We start from the raw sequence: 15,598 nt of genomic DNA, 5'->3' as shown, positions 1-15,598 counted from the left end.
GTACAAACTGTGCAGGGCTTCTTGATGGTGATGAACAGTCGGTTTACTCCACGGGTGCGGACTGCTTGGCGGCCTTGGACTTGGCGTTGATGAAGCAGCCGGCGGCAATGACCAGGATCAGGATGAACGTTCCGATCAGTTGTCCGGCACTTTCCGGGTTGGCGAAGCCCACCACCAGGATGAGGCCCAGCAGGATGAGGCCCACGATGGTGAGGACGGGGAAGCCCTTCATGCGCAGCGGCAGTTCTGTGCCTTCCCTGTCAGCCCTGCGGCGCAGGATGAACTGCGACACCAAGGCGGTGCCCCAGACCACCAGGCAGGTGGAACCCACGAGATTCAGCAATGCGGGCAGGATCTTCTCGGGGAACAGCAGTTCCAGGACCGTGGCGATGAAGCCGAAAGCGACCGAAATTCCGACGGCGGCGACCGGAACCTTGGAAGCGCTCAGGCGGGACAGGAAGCGGGGAGCTTCGCCGCGTTCGGAGAGGGAGAAGATCATCCGGGAAGCGCCGTACAGGTTGGCGTTCAGCGCAGAGAGCAAGGCGACGACGGCCACCAGGGTGATGGCAGCGCCGGCGCCCGGGATTCCGGCCAGGTCCAGGACTCCGGCGAATGGAGACTTCAGGCCGTCCGAACCGACCGGGAGAACAGCTGCGATGACAAATACCGAGCCGATGTAGAACACCAGGATGCGCCACACCACGGTGCGGATGGCCTTGCCCACGCTATGCGCGGGGTTCTCTGTTTCAGCGGCGGCAACGCTGACGATTTCCGTCCCGCCGAAGGCGAAGATCACCACGAACAAGGCGGCGGCGATGCCACCGATGCCGTTGGGGGCGAAGTCCCCGAAGGCCGAGAAGCCGGGGGAGGGGACGTTCGGCAGCCAGCCGAAGAGAAGGGCTGCACCGATGAGCAGGAAGACGACGATTGCGGCCACCTTGAGGATGGCGAACCAGAACTCGAACTCGCCGAAGTTACGGACGCCTACAAGGTTGATGCCTGTGAAGACCACCATGAAGACCAGTGCAAGAACCCACACGGGAATGACGGGCCAGATGGAGAACAGCAGTCCGGCTGCGCCGATGGCTTCGGCGGCAATGACCACCACCAATTGGAGCCACCACAGCCAGCCGATGGTTCCGCCGGCGGTCTTGCCCATGGCCTTTTCTGCGTACACGGAGAATGCGCCGCTGTTGGGGTTGGCGGCTGCCATCTCGCCAAGGGCCCACATGACCAGGATGATCAGCGTGCCGGCGACGAGGTAGGAAATGAGCACGGCCGGACCTGCGGCTTGGACGCCTGCGCCTGAGCCGAGGAAGAGGCCGGCGCCGATCGCACTGCCGAGCCCCATCATGGTGAGCTGGCGCGGTTTGAGCGAATGGCCGAGGCCGGATGTTGGGGCAGGAGCCGCGATGGACTTCGTTGTCATACGTGTCTACCTTCTATGGATTACATGCTGGTTTGGCGTCTGGGCCTCATGGGCTTGGCACGCGGGCGTCGACGACGCAGCAAGAGCCGTGGAATAATTCTCGCAGTTTGTAAGATACATCACTTTTTGCTGTAGCGATGTGATGGGTACGGATCCCCGGGGACAGGAACTTTGATGCTGGTCGATGCGCTTGATGCAAAAATTGTACGTTTCTTCACTGATTCACCGCGATCCTCCGTGCTGGAGGCTTCGCGTGTGCTCAGGGTCGCCAGGGCCACGGTGCAGTCCAGGATTGACCGGATGATTGACAATGGGGTCATCGGTTCCTGGGTTCCCCAGCCGGATCCCGCCAATTTCGGCTTCCCGGTAGTGGCATTCTGCTCCGTCACCATCACCCAGGAGATCGGCCATGACGCCATCATCGAGAGCCTGAGTGCCATTCCGGAGATCATCGAGGTCCATACCGTCACGGGGAACTCGGATCTCATGGTGCGGATTGCGGCACGTTCCAATCCGGACATGCAGCGCGTCCTTGATGCCATGATCGCAACAAAGTCGGTAGTCCGCTGCTCTTCGGTGATCGTCCTGAACAGCCACATCCAGGGCCGCACCCTGCCGTTGATGGAGGCGGCTGCGAAAGCAGTGTGACGTAAGGCATTTTGCCAAGCGCCCGGTGAGCCGTACCATTAGTTCTAGTCAACATGACTTTAACTAGTTCTCCAGTCCTGAATGGAGTGCTCCAGGCGGCGATGAAGCGAGGTGAACGCCGTGAACACCAACTCAGCGAACGTCGCCGAAAGGCGGCTTGCGCCGCCGTCGTTGGCTATTTCAACGGTGATTTTCGCCCTCCGCCCCAGCGAGAAGTCCGGCCGCCCCACGTTGTGGCTGCCGCTGGTCCGGCGCATCCGCGAGCCCTACAAGGACATGTGGGCCCTTCCGGGCGGGCCGTTGGCCCACGACGAGTCCCTCCAGGACGCGGCGTCGCGAAACCTCCGGGAGACCACCGGGTTGACTCCGCACTACCTTGAGCAGCTTTACGCTTTCGGTGGTCTTCACAGGTCGCCCACCCAGCGCGTTGTCTCCATCGTGTATTGGGCCTTGGTCCAACCCACGGAAGCTGCTTTGGCCGACGAGTCGGAGAATGTGCGGTGGTTCCGGGCCGACCGGCTCGGTGAACTCGCCTTCGATCACAACGCAATCGTGGACTACGCCTTATGGCGGCTCCGCAACAAGATGGCCTATGGGTCCATCGCCTACCACCTGCTGGGCGAATTCTTCACCCTCGCCCAGGTCCGCGAAGTCTATGAGGCCGTACTGGACCGCCAGCTCGATCCCGCAAACTTCCGCCGACACGTCAAGGCAACACCGGAAATCGAAGAAACCGGTGAATACCTCCAAGGCGGGAAACACCGTCCACCCCGCCTCTACCGCTTCACCGGCACGCCCGGCCTCGGGCCAGATAACAGGAGTACACCATGAGCAGCGTCAACACTGCCGTCCAGCTGATTACTCGCGAGGAAGCCGAGAAAGGGCTCTCCCGCGCAGGGTCCACGTGCAGCCCAGCCTTGGCCAGGGGCCCATGGGAGTACGACCTTGCCGAAGCCCTCGCCGGTGAGCCCGCGTACGGGCCCGGTGCCTCAAGCAGCGATGTCGCACCGCAGGGAACGCCGCGTCAGGGCCAGTTGCCGGAGGAGTACAAAAAAGCCTCCGACGCCGAACTGGACGCCCGCATTCGGGCCGCCAAAGCAACACTCGGGGACCGCGCCGTCATCCTGGGGCACTTCTACCAGCGCGATGAGGTCATTCAGTACGCAGACTTCGTCGGCGATTCCTTCCAGCTTGCCAACGCAGCCCTCACCAAGCCGGACGCCGAAGCCATCATCTTCTGCGGCGTCCACTTCATGGCCGAAACCGCCGACATCCTCTCCACGCCTGAGCAAGCCGTCATCCTGCCCAACCTCGCAGCGGGTTGCTCCATGGCCGACATGGCAGACGAAGACTCCGTGGAGGAATGCTGGGAGCAGCTGGAGGAGATCTTCGGCACCGAGCCGGACGCATCAGGCCGCGTGCCGGTCATCCCCGTCACCTACATGAACTCTTCTGCTGCGCTGAAGGCTTTCTGTGGCCGCAACGGTGGCATCGTGTGCACCTCCTCCAATGCCAAGGTGGTCCTTGAATGGGCCTTCGAGCGTGGTCAGCGCGTCCTGTTCTTCCCCGACCAGCACCTGGGCCGCAACACCGCGAAGGCACTCGGTGTCCCGCTCGAGCAGATGCCCATGTGGAACCCGCGCAAAGAACTGGGCGGCAACGACGAACAGCAACTCCTGGACTCCAGGGTGATCCTGTGGCACGGCTTCTGCTCGGTCCACAAGCGCTTCAACGTGGGCCAGATCGAGAAAGCCCGCCAGGACTTCCCGGGCGTCAACGTGATCGTCCACCCCGAATGCCCCATGGAGGTAGTGGACGCCGCCGACTCCGCCGGATCCACCGACTTCATTAAGAAGGCCATCGCAGCTGCCACGGAACCCACCACGTTCGCCATCGGCACCGAGATCAACATGGTGAACCGGCTCGCAGCGGAAAACCCGCAACACACCATCTTCTGCCTGGATCCGGTCATCTGCCCGTGCTCCACCATGTACCGCATCCACCCGGGTTACCTCGCCTGGGTCCTTGAGGAACTGGTGGAAGGACGCGTAGTCAACCGCATTACCGTGGACGACTCCGTGCAGGACAACGCCAAGATTGCGCTGGAGCGCATGCTGGCAGCCAAGCCCGCCTAACCGCCGGGCACACCCCATTGGACTAGCCGAATCGAGCCCCACATGACTACAGAGAGCCTTACTGGCGGGCCCGCCCCCAGCGGCTGATCGTCGTCGGAAGCGGCATCGCAGGACTGTACTCAGCCCTGTTGGCCGCGGAAGCCGGGGCGGAAGTGGTGTTGCTGACCAAGGGAGCCCTTGCAGACAGCAACACCTACTACGCCCAAGGTGGCATCTCGGCCGTTCTGGACGAGGCTGCTCCCGGAGACACTGTTGCGGCCCACATAGCCGACACCCTCACAGCCGGTGCAGGACACTGCAACGAAGAGGCGGTGCGGGTGTTGTGCACCGAGGCGCGGCTGGACATCGCCGGGCTGGGGCGGTTCGGCGTCGAGTTCGACCTTGACGACGACGGCGACCCCGCCTTGGGTCTTGAAGCCGCGCACTCCGCTCCGCGGATTCTGCACGCCGGCGGCGACGCCACCGGCGCCGGGGTGGCGGCCGCGCTGATCCGCACTGTCCTGGACTATCAAGCAGCCGGCAAAATCCAGGTCATCGGGCACGCCCACGTCACGTCGCTCTCGCTGGGCGGACAGCAGGGTGGCCGTGTGGTGGGAGCCAATTTCCTCCACGACGGGCGCCACCTCGGCGTCCACGGCGACTCCGTGCTGTTGGCCACCGGGGGCGCCGGACAGCTTTTCGCCCAAACCACCAACCCCTCCGTCGCCACGGCGGATGGCCTGGCGCTCGCATGGCGCGTCGGCGCGGCCGTCGCCGACCTTGAGTTCTTCCAGTTCCACCCCACCTGCATGGTGCTTCCGGCCGAAGCCCAGGAGGTGGAAGGCAACAACGACCCCCTGCTGATCTCCGAGGCCGTCCGCGGGGAAGGTGCCGTCCTCGTGGATGCCCAGGGGCACCGGTTCATGCCCGGCTACCACCCGGATGCCGAACTTGCACCCCGGGACGTCGTCTCCCGCAGCATCGCCCTGCACTTGGCGAAACTCGGCGACCCCAACGGCCACGTTTTCCTCGACGCCACCGTGATTGAAGAGCAGAGGGGCAGCGGTTTCCTGGCCAAGCGGTTCCCGACCCTCAGCACGAGGACCCGCCAAGCAGGCGTCGACTGGACCCGGGAACTGGTCCCTGTGGCGCCGGCGGCCCACTACTGGATGGGTGGGGTGGTGACTGACCTCTACGGCCGCACCTCTGTTCCTGGTTTGCTCGCTGCCGGTGAAGTCGCTTGTACCGGTGTGCAGGGGGCCAATCGCTTGGCCAGTAACTCCCTGCTTGAGGGACTGGTGTTTGGGCGGCGGGCTGTTGACGCTTTTCTCTCTGGTGAGTCGCCTGACGGCACCGCAGGCCCCTTGGCGCCTGCGCTCGCGCCTCGAACCGGCGATCGCCTCGCAAGCTCGGCGGCCGGTTCGGGCGCTCACGCGGCAACGGCGCTGTCGGGGCCTCCGGCGCCGCTGGAATTGTTGGAGGGGCATCCGCTCGCCCACCCTGCCTCCTCCAGTGGGTTCTCACGGCAGGCACTTCGCCGCCTCATGACAGCCAAGGCCGGCGTGTTGCGTGATGGTCAGTTGTTGGCTGAGGCCGCAGAAGTTCTTGGGTCTTGGGAGGGTGAGGTTCTGCCCTTGAATGTTCCTGATTCCTTTGATGTCCGGGAACATGAGGACTCCAATCTTCTGTTGGCTGCGCAGTTACTGGTGCATGCGGCCCGGGAACGGCGGGAGTCCTTGGGGCGCATTACCGCAGCGACAGCGTGAGCGAACCAGCCGCCGTCGACGATTTTGACAAGCGTTACACCATGAGCCGGAAAGTGAGCCTCGTCCATGACTAACCTGACCCTCCCCGCAGCCCCTGTCCGGGAGATCCTGGAACGGGCATTCGCGGAGGACGCGCCCAGCGGGGACATCACCTCCCAGTTGCTGATCCCCGCCGACGCCCGGGCAACCGCCGTGCTGAACGCACGGGTACCCGGCGTGTTCAGCGGAGGCACCGTGTTCCGCGATGCCATGAAGCTGGTGGACCCGGACACCGAGGTGGAACTGCTGCTCGCCGATGGTGAACCGTTCGACGCCGGCACGCACCTTGCGCGGGTCAGCGGCAGCGCCCGCTCCGTGCTGCTCGCTGAACGCGTTGGGCTCAACCTGGTGCAGCGGATGAGTGCCATAGCCACGAAGACCGCCGAATTCGTCCGGCTCGTGGAAGGTACCCGCGCCAGGATCACGGACACCCGTAAGACCACGCCGGGCTTGCGGGTGCTGGAACGCTACGCCGTGCGCTGCGGTGGGGGAGCGAACCACCGCTACAGCCTCTCCGATGCCGTGCTGGCCAAGGACAACCACCTGGCCGTCATGACCGGCGGCGACTCCACCAAGCTGACCGAGCTGCTGGTTGCTGCCAAAGCCCGGCTGGGCCACACCACGCACTTCGAAGTTGAAGTGGACCGCGCAGAGCAGATCGAACCCGTGCTGGCGGCCGGCGTGGACACCATCATGCTGGATAATTTCTCCATCGAGGAACTCCGGGCCGGGGTCAAGCAGGTGGACGGCAGGGCCATGGTGGAAGCCAGCGGCAACGTCAACGTCTCCACGGTCACGGAAATTGCCGCTGCCGGGGTGGACGTGATCTCCATTGGGGGCCTGACCCACAGCGTGAGCGCGCTCGATCTCGGTCTCGACGTTGTTCTAGAGACAGCCTGACCCTCCCATGATCTTCCTCGACGCCGCAGCCACCACCCCCGTACGCCGGGAGGCACTTGAGGCCATGTGGCCGTACTTGAGCGGTGAGTTCGGCAACCCCTCCAGCCACCACACCCTGGGTGAAGCGGCAGCAGCAGCGCTCGCCGGGGCGCGTGCCGGCGTCGCGAAGATCCTCAACTGCCGTGCCGGTGAGGTGACCTTCACTTCCGGAGGCTCTGAAGCAGACAACCTGGCCGTGAAAGGTATCGCGCTGGCCCGGCGGTCGGCTGATCCGACACTGAACAGGGTGGTCATCAGCGCGATCGAACATCCCGCCGTGGAGGAATCGGCGAGGTACTTGGAGCGGATGCACGGGTTCATCGTGGATGTGCTGCCGGTGGACAGTGAGGGCCTGGTCTCCGTTGAGGGACTGGCTGCCGTGTTGCGGCCGGAAACAGCGTTGGTCAGCATCATGTACGCGAACAACGAGATCGGAACGGTCCAGCCAATATCAGCCCTGGCAGCAGTGGCGCGGGAACACGGTGTCCCCTTCCACACCGATGCCGTCCAGGCTGCCGGGTGGTTGCCCTTGGACGTCAAAGCGCTCGGGGTGGACGCACTGAGCATGTCCGGACACAAACTTGGTGCCCCCAAGGGATCAGGTGTGCTCTTCACCAAAGGGCGGCTCCGGGTGGAGCCCTTGGTTCATGGTGGGGGCCAGGAGCGGGGTAAACGCTCGGGAACGGAGAACGTGGCCGGCGCGGTGGCGCTGTCCACTGCGTTGTCGTTGGCCAGCGCTGAGCAACCGGAACAGGCCGCTCGAGTCTCGGGATTGAGGGATCATTTCATTGAACGGATCCTGGCCGGTGTCGCGGGCGCTGTGGTCACCGGCCACCGGCTGCAGCGTCTGCCGTCGGTGGCGTCTTTCTGTTTCCCGGGCACCAGCGGAGAGTCAGTGTTGCTGGAGCTTGAGCGGCTTGGCGTGGTGTGTTCCAGCGGCTCGGCCTGCGCTGCAGGATCCGATGCTCCGTCACCCGTTTTGGTGGCCCTGGGCATCGCGCCTGAAACGGCCCAGACGGCCGTACGCTTCAGCTTCACCTCAACTGTCACCGACACCGAACTGGAGCAGGCCGCCGACGCCGTGGAAACCGCCGTCGGACGCGTCCGGAACCTGGCATCCCCGCAAGCGGGATAGCTGCGCTGGGGCCGGTTGCAGCGGCACGGCGGACTACATGTGCCGTGCGCGCCGGAAAATCCAGTGCCTCAGCAAGGTAAACCGGACCGCTGTGGCCACGAAGCCGGACAACGTGGTGGTCCATAATTCTTCGGTAACTGTGGCTTCCGGCCGGATAAGGTGCAGGACGCCCAGGCTGCCGCCCGTGATGACCAAGGCAATGGCGATCACTATGACGCCACTGAGGTGGTCCCGGGTGCGTTGATGTTTGCCCGTGATCTTGAACGTGAGCCGTCGGTTCAACGCAGTATTCATCAGGGACGTCACAATCAGTGCCACGGCGTTGGCCAGTTGAGGGTCAATCCACGGACGCAACAACGCGTAAATGGCCAGGGAGCTTGCCGTGCACACCACTCCGACTCCGGTGAAGCGGGCCAGTTGCCGCACGACGGGGTATTTGAGGACTCCGCGGTGCCGTGTGCGGGGTGGTTTCTGTGGGGGAGACGGGCGTAGCCCAGTGGCGTCCGCAGCTGTCTCCATGGCTTAAGCCTGACACATTAAGCGGGCTGATCCTCCCAGGATGCGCTGGTGACGGGGTTCCGGAGCTCGCCGATTCCTTCAACCCGGCATGCCACGGTGTCACCGGGTTGGATGCGGGCGCACTCTGCGGGGAACCCTGTCAGCACCAGATCGCCGGGCTGGAGCGTCATGAACGAGCTCAGGTAGACCAGGATCTCGTCCACCTTCCAGCCCAGGTCAGCAGAACTGGCGGTCTTGAGTTCGTTGCCGTTGTGCACGATCCCGATCTCCAGGTTCGAATCGTCAAGATCGGTGACCATCCAAGGACCCGCCGGAGTAAACGTGTCCTGGCTCTTGGCGCTGATCCAGAGTTCGTCGGTCTTTTGCAGGTCCCTTGCCGATACGTCGTTGCCGATGGTGTAGCCGAGAACCGCTGACCGAGCCGTTTCCAGCGTCAAGCCTCGCGCAGGGCGCCCGACGACGACCGTCAGTTCCGCTTCCGGGTCAACGTAGCCCACGGTGGAGTCCAGCTGGATGGCCTCACCAGGGCCGATCACGCTCGAAGCCGCCTTGTGGAAAGCCTGGGGAGGCAGGTCACGGCCCGGCTGCCCGGTGTTGTGTGCCATTCCCAAGACGTTCACAGGTACTGAAGGTGCAAGGAAAGCAAAAGCATCCTGGCCCACCACGGCGCCCAGCTCCCATCCTTCCCTGGCAGGGCTGTTGGCATTGGCCCTCGACGCCGGGAAAGGGGACTCCACCACGGTCCACCGGGTGCCTTCCACGGAAGTGAAATCCTGGGCGTCGTTGGCCACAAAGAAGTGCTCGTCAGGAGACTGGCGGGCCAACGTTTGGCCGGCGACGGTTGGAGCCTGGGCAGGCCGGACGCGGGCGATGCGACGGGGGAGGCGTGAAGTCATGATGACATCCTACGTCCTCCCTGGATGGTGCCCTGCGTTGTGAGGTCCGCTTTACGTCCTGTGGCAGAGCCTTGGCGCGCAGAGCGGGCCTCACAATGCGTCAGGTGAGCGGGGCCGATCCGAAAGCAACACTGAACCGATCGCACCAAAGCACCACGGACGTCAACCCTGCGATGTCAGTGCCGGCCGGAACAACATAGTTTTGGTTGCCGTGGGTGGCCTTGATGGCACCCAGGTCCACATAGTGTCCCGAGCGGTATTTGAACCAGTCACCGCCTGCCTCCTGGCTGCTGAGCCAAACCTTGACGTCAGGTCCGTCACTGCTTGCCAAATTCTCGAGGCGGAGCAGGTGGCTGCCGTCGGGGAGCATCAACAGCTGCGCCGTGCCGGTGGTTTCATGTTCCTGGGATTGGAAAGTGCCGCCGCCCACCACTGCCGGGCCGCTGGGTGGCGCCTGGCTGGGTGGCGCCTGGCTGGGTACGGCCTGGCTGTACGGCGCGCTCGCCGTCCCGCCAGCCGACGGTTGACCCGTGGACACCCCCAACGCCGGCAGGGCCTCATTGACGCTGCTGCTGGTGAACAGCCGCCACGGTTGGAAGAGCGCAGCCCCCACCACCACCGCCGACAGGATCAGCACTCCGACTATTGCAGCCAGGGTCCTATGGGACCGGATGAAACTCCGCAATCGGTTCATAGCTCAAGGCTAGGCTTCACGCCACAGGAGTAGGGGCTCCATTGCTTACGGTACGGTGACGCGCTGTACGGAGGCTCACGATACGGTGACGCGCAGATGCCTGGGCGGTGGCCCGGAAGAACCTGGGCGGGAATCCCAGCCACCGGGCTTAGAATCCGACTCATGCGCCTGGCGATCATCGGACTGGTTCTCCTCGCGGCTGGCGGAGTCACCGTGGCCACGGGCGTCCTGCCATGGCAGGAAGTAGCGGTCCTGGTGGACCGGGTGGCGCCTATCCTGGGATTCGTCGTCGCAATGACAGTGGTGACAGAGCTCGTCAGCGAAGCCGGCACCTTCCAATGGATCGCGCGGCGGCTGCGTCGTTGGGGCCGGGGCAGCGGTGTCCTCCTATGGCTGCTCCTGGCGTTGTTCTCCGTCTTGAGCACAGTTTTCCTGTCACTGGATACGACGGCGGTGCTCTTGACCCCCGTGGTGGTCACGGTGGCCCGACAAGCGGGTCTCCCGGTTCTACCCTTCGCGCTGACAACGGTGTGGCTGGCGAATACGGCAAGTCTCCTGCTTCCGATTTCCAACCTGACCAACCTGTTGGCGCAGCACCATCTTGGCAACATCAGTCCGGCGCAGTTTGCACAGCTGATGTGGGCGCCGTCGTTGGCGGCAATACTGGTTCCCCTGGCCTTCATCGCTGTGGTGTTCCGGCGCGACCTTCGCAAGACCTATGCCCTCGATTCTGCACGTCCAGCCCAGATGCCACCGGCGACCCCCACCACGGACACACCTCTGCTGGTGGTCAGCGCAGCAGTCCTGGTGTTGCTTTTGCCCGCGCTGGTGTCCGGTGCAGCCATCTGGATTCCGGCTACAACGGCAGCCGTGATCCTTGCCGGCATGTTTGCCTTCCGACGACCCAAAGTCCTCACAGTGACGCTGATTCCGTGGTCGTTGTTGCTGTTCACCTGCGGCCTCTTCCTGGCGGTGGAGGCTACCCAATACCTCGGTGCCTCAGTCCTGCTTGGACAGGTGGCAGGCCAAGGGAGCGGGTTCGTTGAACTGCTCAGGCTGGCCATGACGGGCGCCCTGGGCTCCAACGTGGTCAACAACCTGCCGGCATACCTTGTGGCCGAGCCCCTGGCGGGAAGTCCGGAGCGGATGGCCGCACTGCTGGTGGGTGTGAACGCAGGTCCCTTGATCACGCCCTGGGCTTCGCTGGCCACCCTGTTGTGGCACGACCGGCTGGTGCGGATGAATGTGCTGATCAAGTGGAAGGGCTACGCGGTGTACGGCCTGATCGTGGCACCGCTGACCATACTGGCGGCTATCGCGGCGCTCGCAGCTGCTGGCCCGGGAGGACTGTTTGGTTAACCCACGTACAGTTCGCCCACGGGAACTTCCGTGGCCAGGCGGTTGTCCGGCCCAGCCAAGGGGCAGGCCCAGGCTTCGTTGTAGGCACAGGAGGGGTTGTAGGCGAAATTGAAATCGAGGATGAACTCCTGTGCCCCGGAGGAATTTCTTGTCCCGTGGAATGAGCCCTTGACCGTGTCCAGCAGGTAGCGACCCGCCCCGTAGCTTCCGCCGTCCTTCCCGGCCGTTGCGTCGCGGAACGGGACAAAGATCCCGCCTCCGTAGCTCCGGAGCCGCCACACTGCCAACGAGCCCAGGCCGGGCAGCTCGAAAGTACCGATGCGGACGAACGGCACCACGCCATCGGTGCCCGTCTCAACATTCATTTCCTGCCCCGAACCGTTGGGAGACAGCACCGCGTATTTGCGGAAGGCGGGATCGTAGCCGGCTGTCCGGAGTCCTGAGAATGAGGCCTTCATTTCTGCAGTCAGTGCTGATGCCGGATGGGTAGCGAACATCAGGTCCCGCTCCTGGCGCCAGAAAACGTGGGCGTCGAACGGGTTGGTGGCCGCGAGTTGACGCACTTTGTCGTACAGGGCGAACGTCCGTAAACGCCAGTCAGCTATATCAACCGCTGACATGGTGGGGATGTCGTCCTCGAAATAGTCCTGTTGATCGGGAGCCATACCCTCAGCCTAGTCCTGTGCGTGTCGCGGTATGGCCGCCGATAGGCTGTGGTCATGAAGGGCATCATGAACCTGAAGTGTGTTCCGGTGAAGCTCGCGGCCTTGGTGCTGGCAGGGTCGGTGCTCGCCGCAGCATCCGCCTGTTCCGCTGAAAACAAGGGACCCCAGGTCACCTCTACGGCGACGTCGAAGCCCAACAGTTCGGAGTCGGGTACAGGTGCGCCACCAGGGAGTTCGACGCCGGAACCCGGCACAGGGGGCAACTCACCGTCCGCGACGCCTGGTTCCGGAGGGGCAGCAGCCTCGTCTGATCCGGCCGGCGCCAGCCCCAGTCCCAGCGGGGCAGCAACAGCGCTGTCATGGAAGACCTATTCGGATCCAGCCAAGACTGTCAGCTTCGATCTGCCCAGGGATTGGATTGCCCAGTCGGTAAGTCCGGAGCCGGGTTCTTTGGCGGGAGCAGTGAAGGTTGAAGTCAAGGACGGTGGTGGCAGCTATGTAGCCACCCTCCAGACAGGCCTGCCTCCGTCGGCCCCGGTCAACTGCCCGGCCGGACAGGGGCGGCCTTATGTGGTGATCAGCAGCGTCCCCTTGGACGTCCCGCATTCAAATGGCCCGGACACCATTGATCCGCGCGTCGTTTTCCGTGTGATCCAGGGCTACAAGTTCTTCGGTTCCTACGGCATCACCAACATGGTAGCGGGGGCTGACGGGCAGTCGTGCGAACTCCGGAACCGGGTGTTGGGGCCAGCGGGAAACGGCGACTATTCGTTTGGGGACGTCCCCGCCCTGCACGCGTTTGCTGCCGATGAGAAGGTGGCGCCGGCCAAATCCTTCGACACTCTGGACCTGGCCGCGAAGTACGCGGTCCACGGTTCTGAATTCGCCAATGTCCAGCGGATGCTACTGTCTCTGAAGGTCAATCAATAGTCCCGCGATTGGCTGCTTCACACATACGGCGCCGTTGGGGACTGCCCGCCGCAACATATCCCGGAGATCAATGGAACGCAACGTTGCTGCCACGCTCGTTTTCAAGACCGCAGCCAACACCAAAGTAGCCATGGCAATAGCCGTCGCCCGGAATTCCGGTTACGACTCAGTGACCGAGACCCTCTCCATCACCTCCGCCGGTGACGAGCTTCCCTTCGCCGAACTCAGCGACCACCACGGCGGCCGCTTCCACTACCTTGAATTCACCGAGCCCAGCGAAGTGACCGTGGAGTACCGCGCGACTGTTCACGGCTTTGGCATCCCTGAAACGTCCACTCCCATGGAGTTGATCCGCTACGTCAGGCCGAGCAGGTATGCGGAGTCTGACAGGCTGCTGCCTACCTCCTATGCCGAGTTCGGCTCGCTGCAAGGAGCTGAACTGCTCCAAGCGGTCCGCAACTGGGTCAACGCGGAACTCCGCTACGTCAGCGGCTCGTCCCGGGGTACGGATGGCGCCGTGGAAACGTTGCTGCACCGCAAGGGAGTGTGCCGCGATTTCGCCCACCTCGCCATCGCGTTGTTGAGGGCCAAGGACGTACCTGCCCGGCTCGCTGCTGTGTACGCCCCCGGGTTGAGTCCCATGGATTTCCATGCCGTGGCCGAAGCGTACATTGACGGCGCTTGGTACATCATCGACCCCACGGGCCTGGCACCCCGTGAATCCATGCTGAGGATCACGGCCGGCCGGGATTCCTCGGATACGGCATTTCTCTCCACTGTGGGTGGCAGCCTGACGTTGAAGACCCTTAAAGTCAGTGCCTCAGTTAACGGCGAGCTCCCGGTAGAGGATCTCCGGGAGCCCGTCAGCCTTCGCTAGTGTCCCGTCACGGAAGCACGGAGTTTTTCCGTCAGCCGAAGGAGTTCGCGCTGTTCCTCGGGGGTGAGGGCCGGTCCCACCAAGTGGGCGATGTCCCGCACGTGTTCGCGCCCGATCGTTTTTTGAAGCTCGCTGCCCGCTTCGGTGAGTGAGAGCAGCACTCCGCGGCCGTCGTCGGGGGCTGCCGTCCGCTCCACCAAACCGCGCTTCTCAAGACGGTCCACCAAGCGGCTCAGGCTCGACTGGCTCAACAGCACTTTGTCGTTGATTTCATTGAGCCGGAGCTGCCCCGATGGGCACTTGGACAGCGTAAAAAGAACGTCGTATTCCTTGACGGGGATGGTCTTGAACGCCGGTCCTGACTGAAGCTTCCGCATCACCGCCACCTGGGAGCGGAACAACGACTCCCAGGTTTCGGCGGCGAGGCGAACGGCGGAGGACGCCGCGCCCGTTGGACCGGACATCAGGCGTCCTGCCCCGCGGCACCGGCAGTTGCGGATTCGCTGACTTTTTCTTCCAATGCTGCGGCAACGCGGGATGCGTGCGTCGGAGCGTCCGGCACGTGGGCCGGCTTCATGGCAGCATATTCCTTGCGCAGGACGGGAAGGACTTCCTCGCCGAAGAGGTCCAACTGCTCCAGGACAGTCTTCAGGGGAAGGCCGGCGTGGTCGATCAGGAACAGCTGGCGCTGGTAGTCTCCGAAGGCCTCGCGGAAGGTCAGGGTCTTTTCAATGACTTCCTGGGGGCTTCCTACGGTCAACGGCGTCTGGGACGTGAAGTCCTCCAGCGACGGTCCGTGTCCATAGACCGGCGCATTATCAAAGTACGGGCGGAATTCCTTGACAGCGTCCTGGGAGTTCTTCCTCATGAAGAATTGCCCGCCGAGGCCAACAATCGCCTGGTCTGCCTTGCCATGTCCGTAGTGCTCGTACCGCTCGCGGTAAAGGCCGATCAGCTGCTGGTAGTGCTCCTTGGGCCAGAAGATGTTGTTGGCAAAGAATCCATCGCCAAAGTACGCAGCAACTTCTGCGATCTGCGGCGTACGGATGGAACCGTGCCACACGAAGGGAGCGACGCCGTCGAGCGGTCGCGGGGTGGAGGTGAAGTTCTGCAGCGGCGTGCGGAACTTGCCGGACCAATTGACGGTGTCCTCATCCCACAGCTTGCGGAGCAGGCTGTAGTTTTCGATCGCGAGTTCTACGCCGTCCTGGATGTTCTTGCCGAACCAGGGGTAGACCGGCGCCGTATTGCCGCGGCCGAGGACGAGGTCCACGCGGCCGTCCGAAAGGTGCTGAAGCATCGCGAAGTCTTCGGCAATCTTCACCGGATCATTGGTGGTGATCAGCGTGGTTGCAGTGGAGAGCGTGATGCGCTCGGTCTGCGCGGCGATGTAAGCCAAGGTGGTGGTGGGGGAGGAGGAGAAGAACGGCCGGTTGTGGTGCTCGCCCAGGGCGTAGACATCCATGCCGATTTCTTCGACCTTTTTGGCGATGGCAACGGAGGCCTTGATGCGTTCGTTTTCCGTGGGCGTGCGGCCCGTGGTGGGGTCAGTGGTGATGTCGCTGACGCTGAATACGCCGATCTGCAT

Annotated in this window: 16 protein-coding genes; 9 read left to right on the top strand and 7 right to left on the bottom strand. The window is 63.6% G+C overall.

All coding sequences use genetic code 11. The features are described from left to right. Nucleotides 1-43: 43 nt before the first annotated feature. Nucleotides 44-1,429, bottom strand: a complete 1,386-nt coding sequence (locus CGK93_RS14830; protein ID WP_089595492.1) for an amino acid permease — start codon at nucleotides 1,427-1,429, stop codon at nucleotides 44-46. 174 nt (nucleotides 1,430-1,603) lie between these two features. On the opposite strand from CGK93_RS14830, the gene CGK93_RS14825 reads away from it, so the two are divergent. The 6 genes from CGK93_RS14825 (at nucleotide 1,604) to CGK93_RS14800 (ending at nucleotide 8,070) form a co-directional block, all read left to right on the top strand. After that, entirely contained in the window at nucleotides 1,604-2,077 is a 474-nt protein-coding gene (locus CGK93_RS14825) for an Lrp/AsnC family transcriptional regulator (protein ID WP_089595491.1), read from the top strand. A 111-nt stretch (nucleotides 2,078-2,188) separates the two neighbouring features. After that, a complete protein-coding gene (locus CGK93_RS14820; RefSeq protein ID WP_089595490.1) occupies nucleotides 2,189-2,908 on the top strand; it encodes an NUDIX hydrolase in 720 nt (239 codons plus the stop codon). Then, nucleotides 2,905-4,212, top strand: a complete 1,308-nt coding sequence (nadA, locus tag CGK93_RS14815) for a quinolinate synthase NadA (RefSeq protein WP_089595489.1) — start codon at nucleotides 2,905-2,907, stop codon at nucleotides 4,210-4,212. Before CGK93_RS14820 ends, nadA begins: the two co-directional genes overlap by 4 nt. A 128-nt stretch (nucleotides 4,213-4,340) precedes the next feature. Continuing rightward, on the top strand, nucleotides 4,341-5,957 hold the full coding sequence (locus CGK93_RS14810; RefSeq protein WP_332460054.1) for an L-aspartate oxidase: 1,617 nt from the start codon (nucleotides 4,341-4,343) through the stop codon (nucleotides 5,955-5,957). 66 nt (nucleotides 5,958-6,023) lie between these two features. Continuing rightward, nucleotides 6,024-6,896, top strand: a complete 873-nt coding sequence (gene nadC, locus CGK93_RS14805) for a carboxylating nicotinate-nucleotide diphosphorylase (RefSeq protein WP_089595488.1) — start codon at nucleotides 6,024-6,026, stop codon at nucleotides 6,894-6,896. Between the two features lie 7 nt (nucleotides 6,897-6,903). Continuing rightward, nucleotides 6,904-8,070 (top strand): cysteine desulfurase family protein, encoded by a 1,167-nt coding sequence (locus CGK93_RS14800; protein WP_089595487.1) that lies wholly within the window; start codon nucleotides 6,904-6,906, stop codon nucleotides 8,068-8,070. Between the two features lie 33 nt (nucleotides 8,071-8,103). Here the strand turns inward: CGK93_RS14800 and CGK93_RS14795 are convergent, their stop codons facing one another. The 3 genes from CGK93_RS14795 to CGK93_RS14785 all read right to left on the bottom strand — a co-directional run bounded on the left by CGK93_RS14795 (nucleotide 8,104) and on the right by CGK93_RS14785 (nucleotide 10,179). Then, the gene (locus tag CGK93_RS14795) at nucleotides 8,104-8,589 is read right to left on the bottom strand and encodes a GtrA family protein (protein ID WP_089595486.1); all 486 of its coding nucleotides are present in this window, start codon (nucleotides 8,587-8,589) and stop codon (nucleotides 8,104-8,106) included. A gap of 17 nt (nucleotides 8,590-8,606) precedes the next feature. Beyond that, on the bottom strand, nucleotides 8,607-9,485 hold the full coding sequence (locus CGK93_RS14790; protein WP_089595485.1) for a fumarylacetoacetate hydrolase family protein: 879 nt from the start codon (nucleotides 9,483-9,485) through the stop codon (nucleotides 8,607-8,609). 100 nt (nucleotides 9,486-9,585) lie between these two features. Beyond that, on the bottom strand, nucleotides 9,586-10,179 hold the full coding sequence (locus tag CGK93_RS14785) for a DM13 domain-containing protein (RefSeq protein ID WP_089595484.1): 594 nt from the start codon (nucleotides 10,177-10,179) through the stop codon (nucleotides 9,586-9,588). 162 nt (nucleotides 10,180-10,341) lie between these two features. Between CGK93_RS14785 and CGK93_RS14780 the strand changes: the two genes are divergently transcribed. Continuing rightward, on the top strand, nucleotides 10,342-11,538 hold the full coding sequence (locus CGK93_RS14780; RefSeq protein WP_089595483.1) for an SLC13 family permease: 1,197 nt from the start codon (nucleotides 10,342-10,344) through the stop codon (nucleotides 11,536-11,538). On the opposite strand, the gene CGK93_RS14775 is transcribed toward CGK93_RS14780, so the two are convergent. Beyond that, a complete protein-coding gene (locus CGK93_RS14775; protein ID WP_089595482.1) occupies nucleotides 11,535-12,203 on the bottom strand; it encodes a DUF1684 domain-containing protein in 669 nt (222 codons plus the stop codon). The genes CGK93_RS14780 and CGK93_RS14775 overlap by 4 nt on opposite strands. A 54-nt stretch (nucleotides 12,204-12,257) precedes the next feature. On the opposite strand from CGK93_RS14775, the gene CGK93_RS14770 reads away from it, so the two are divergent. Then, entirely contained in the window at nucleotides 12,258-13,133 is an 876-nt protein-coding gene (locus tag CGK93_RS14770; RefSeq protein WP_089595481.1) for a hypothetical protein, read from the top strand. Nucleotides 13,134-13,203: 70 nt separating this feature from the next. Then, nucleotides 13,204-14,010 carry a transglutaminase-like domain-containing protein gene (locus CGK93_RS14765; protein WP_089595480.1) on the top strand — a complete coding sequence of 269 codons (807 nt, stop codon included), beginning with the start codon at nucleotides 13,204-13,206 and terminating at the stop codon, nucleotides 14,008-14,010. Here the strand turns inward: CGK93_RS14765 and CGK93_RS14760 are convergent. Both CGK93_RS14760 and CGK93_RS14755 read right to left on the bottom strand, forming a co-directional pair. After that, nucleotides 14,007-14,474 carry a MarR family winged helix-turn-helix transcriptional regulator gene (locus CGK93_RS14760; RefSeq protein ID WP_089595479.1) on the bottom strand — a complete coding sequence of 156 codons (468 nt, stop codon included), beginning with the start codon at nucleotides 14,472-14,474 and terminating at the stop codon, nucleotides 14,007-14,009. The genes CGK93_RS14765 and CGK93_RS14760 overlap by 4 nt on opposite strands. After that, the gene (locus CGK93_RS14755; RefSeq protein WP_089595478.1) at nucleotides 14,474-15,598 is read right to left on the bottom strand and encodes an LLM class flavin-dependent oxidoreductase; all 1,125 of its coding nucleotides are present in this window, start codon (nucleotides 15,596-15,598) and stop codon (nucleotides 14,474-14,476) included. Before CGK93_RS14755 ends, CGK93_RS14760 begins: the two co-directional genes overlap by 1 nt.

Origin of the sequence: Arthrobacter sp. YN (assembly GCF_002224285.1) — a bacterium.
Taxonomy (GTDB): domain Bacteria; phylum Actinomycetota; class Actinomycetes; order Actinomycetales; family Micrococcaceae; genus Arthrobacter.
The sequence above is the reverse complement of the archived record's forward strand: the minus strand, read 5'-3'. Positions and strand labels throughout refer to the sequence as shown.

Coding starts and splice junctions, on each gene's coding strand:
- CGK93_RS14830 (WP_089595492.1), bottom strand. CDS start 1,429: ATGACAACGAAGTCCATCGCGGCTCCTGCCCCAACATCCGGCCTCGGC.
- nadA (WP_089595489.1), top strand. CDS start 2,905: ATGAGCAGCGTCAACACTGCCGTCCAGCTGATTACTCGCGAGGAAGCC.
- CGK93_RS14780 (WP_089595483.1), top strand. CDS start 10,342: ATGCGCCTGGCGATCATCGGACTGGTTCTCCTCGCGGCTGGCGGAGTC.
- CGK93_RS14790 (WP_089595485.1), bottom strand. CDS start 9,485: ATGACTTCACGCCTCCCCCGTCGCATCGCCCGCGTCCGGCCTGCCCAG.
- CGK93_RS14760 (WP_089595479.1), bottom strand. CDS start 14,474: ATGTCCGGTCCAACGGGCGCGGCGTCCTCCGCCGTTCGCCTCGCCGCC.
- CGK93_RS14775 (WP_089595482.1), bottom strand. CDS start 12,203: ATGGCTCCCGATCAACAGGACTATTTCGAGGACGACATCCCCACCATG.
- CGK93_RS14800 (WP_089595487.1), top strand. CDS start 6,904: ATGATCTTCCTCGACGCCGCAGCCACCACCCCCGTACGCCGGGAGGCA.
- CGK93_RS14770 (WP_089595481.1), top strand. CDS start 12,258: ATGAAGGGCATCATGAACCTGAAGTGTGTTCCGGTGAAGCTCGCGGCC.
- CGK93_RS14825 (WP_089595491.1), top strand. CDS start 1,604: ATGCTGGTCGATGCGCTTGATGCAAAAATTGTACGTTTCTTCACTGAT.
- nadC (WP_089595488.1), top strand. CDS start 6,024: ATGACTAACCTGACCCTCCCCGCAGCCCCTGTCCGGGAGATCCTGGAA.
- CGK93_RS14795 (WP_089595486.1), bottom strand. CDS start 8,589: ATGGAGACAGCTGCGGACGCCACTGGGCTACGCCCGTCTCCCCCACAG.
- CGK93_RS14765 (WP_089595480.1), top strand. CDS start 13,204: ATGGAACGCAACGTTGCTGCCACGCTCGTTTTCAAGACCGCAGCCAAC.
- CGK93_RS14755 (WP_089595478.1), bottom strand. CDS start 15,598: ATGCAGATCGGCGTATTCAGCGTCAGCGACATCACCACTGACCCCACC.
- CGK93_RS14785 (WP_089595484.1), bottom strand. CDS start 10,179: ATGAACCGATTGCGGAGTTTCATCCGGTCCCATAGGACCCTGGCTGCA.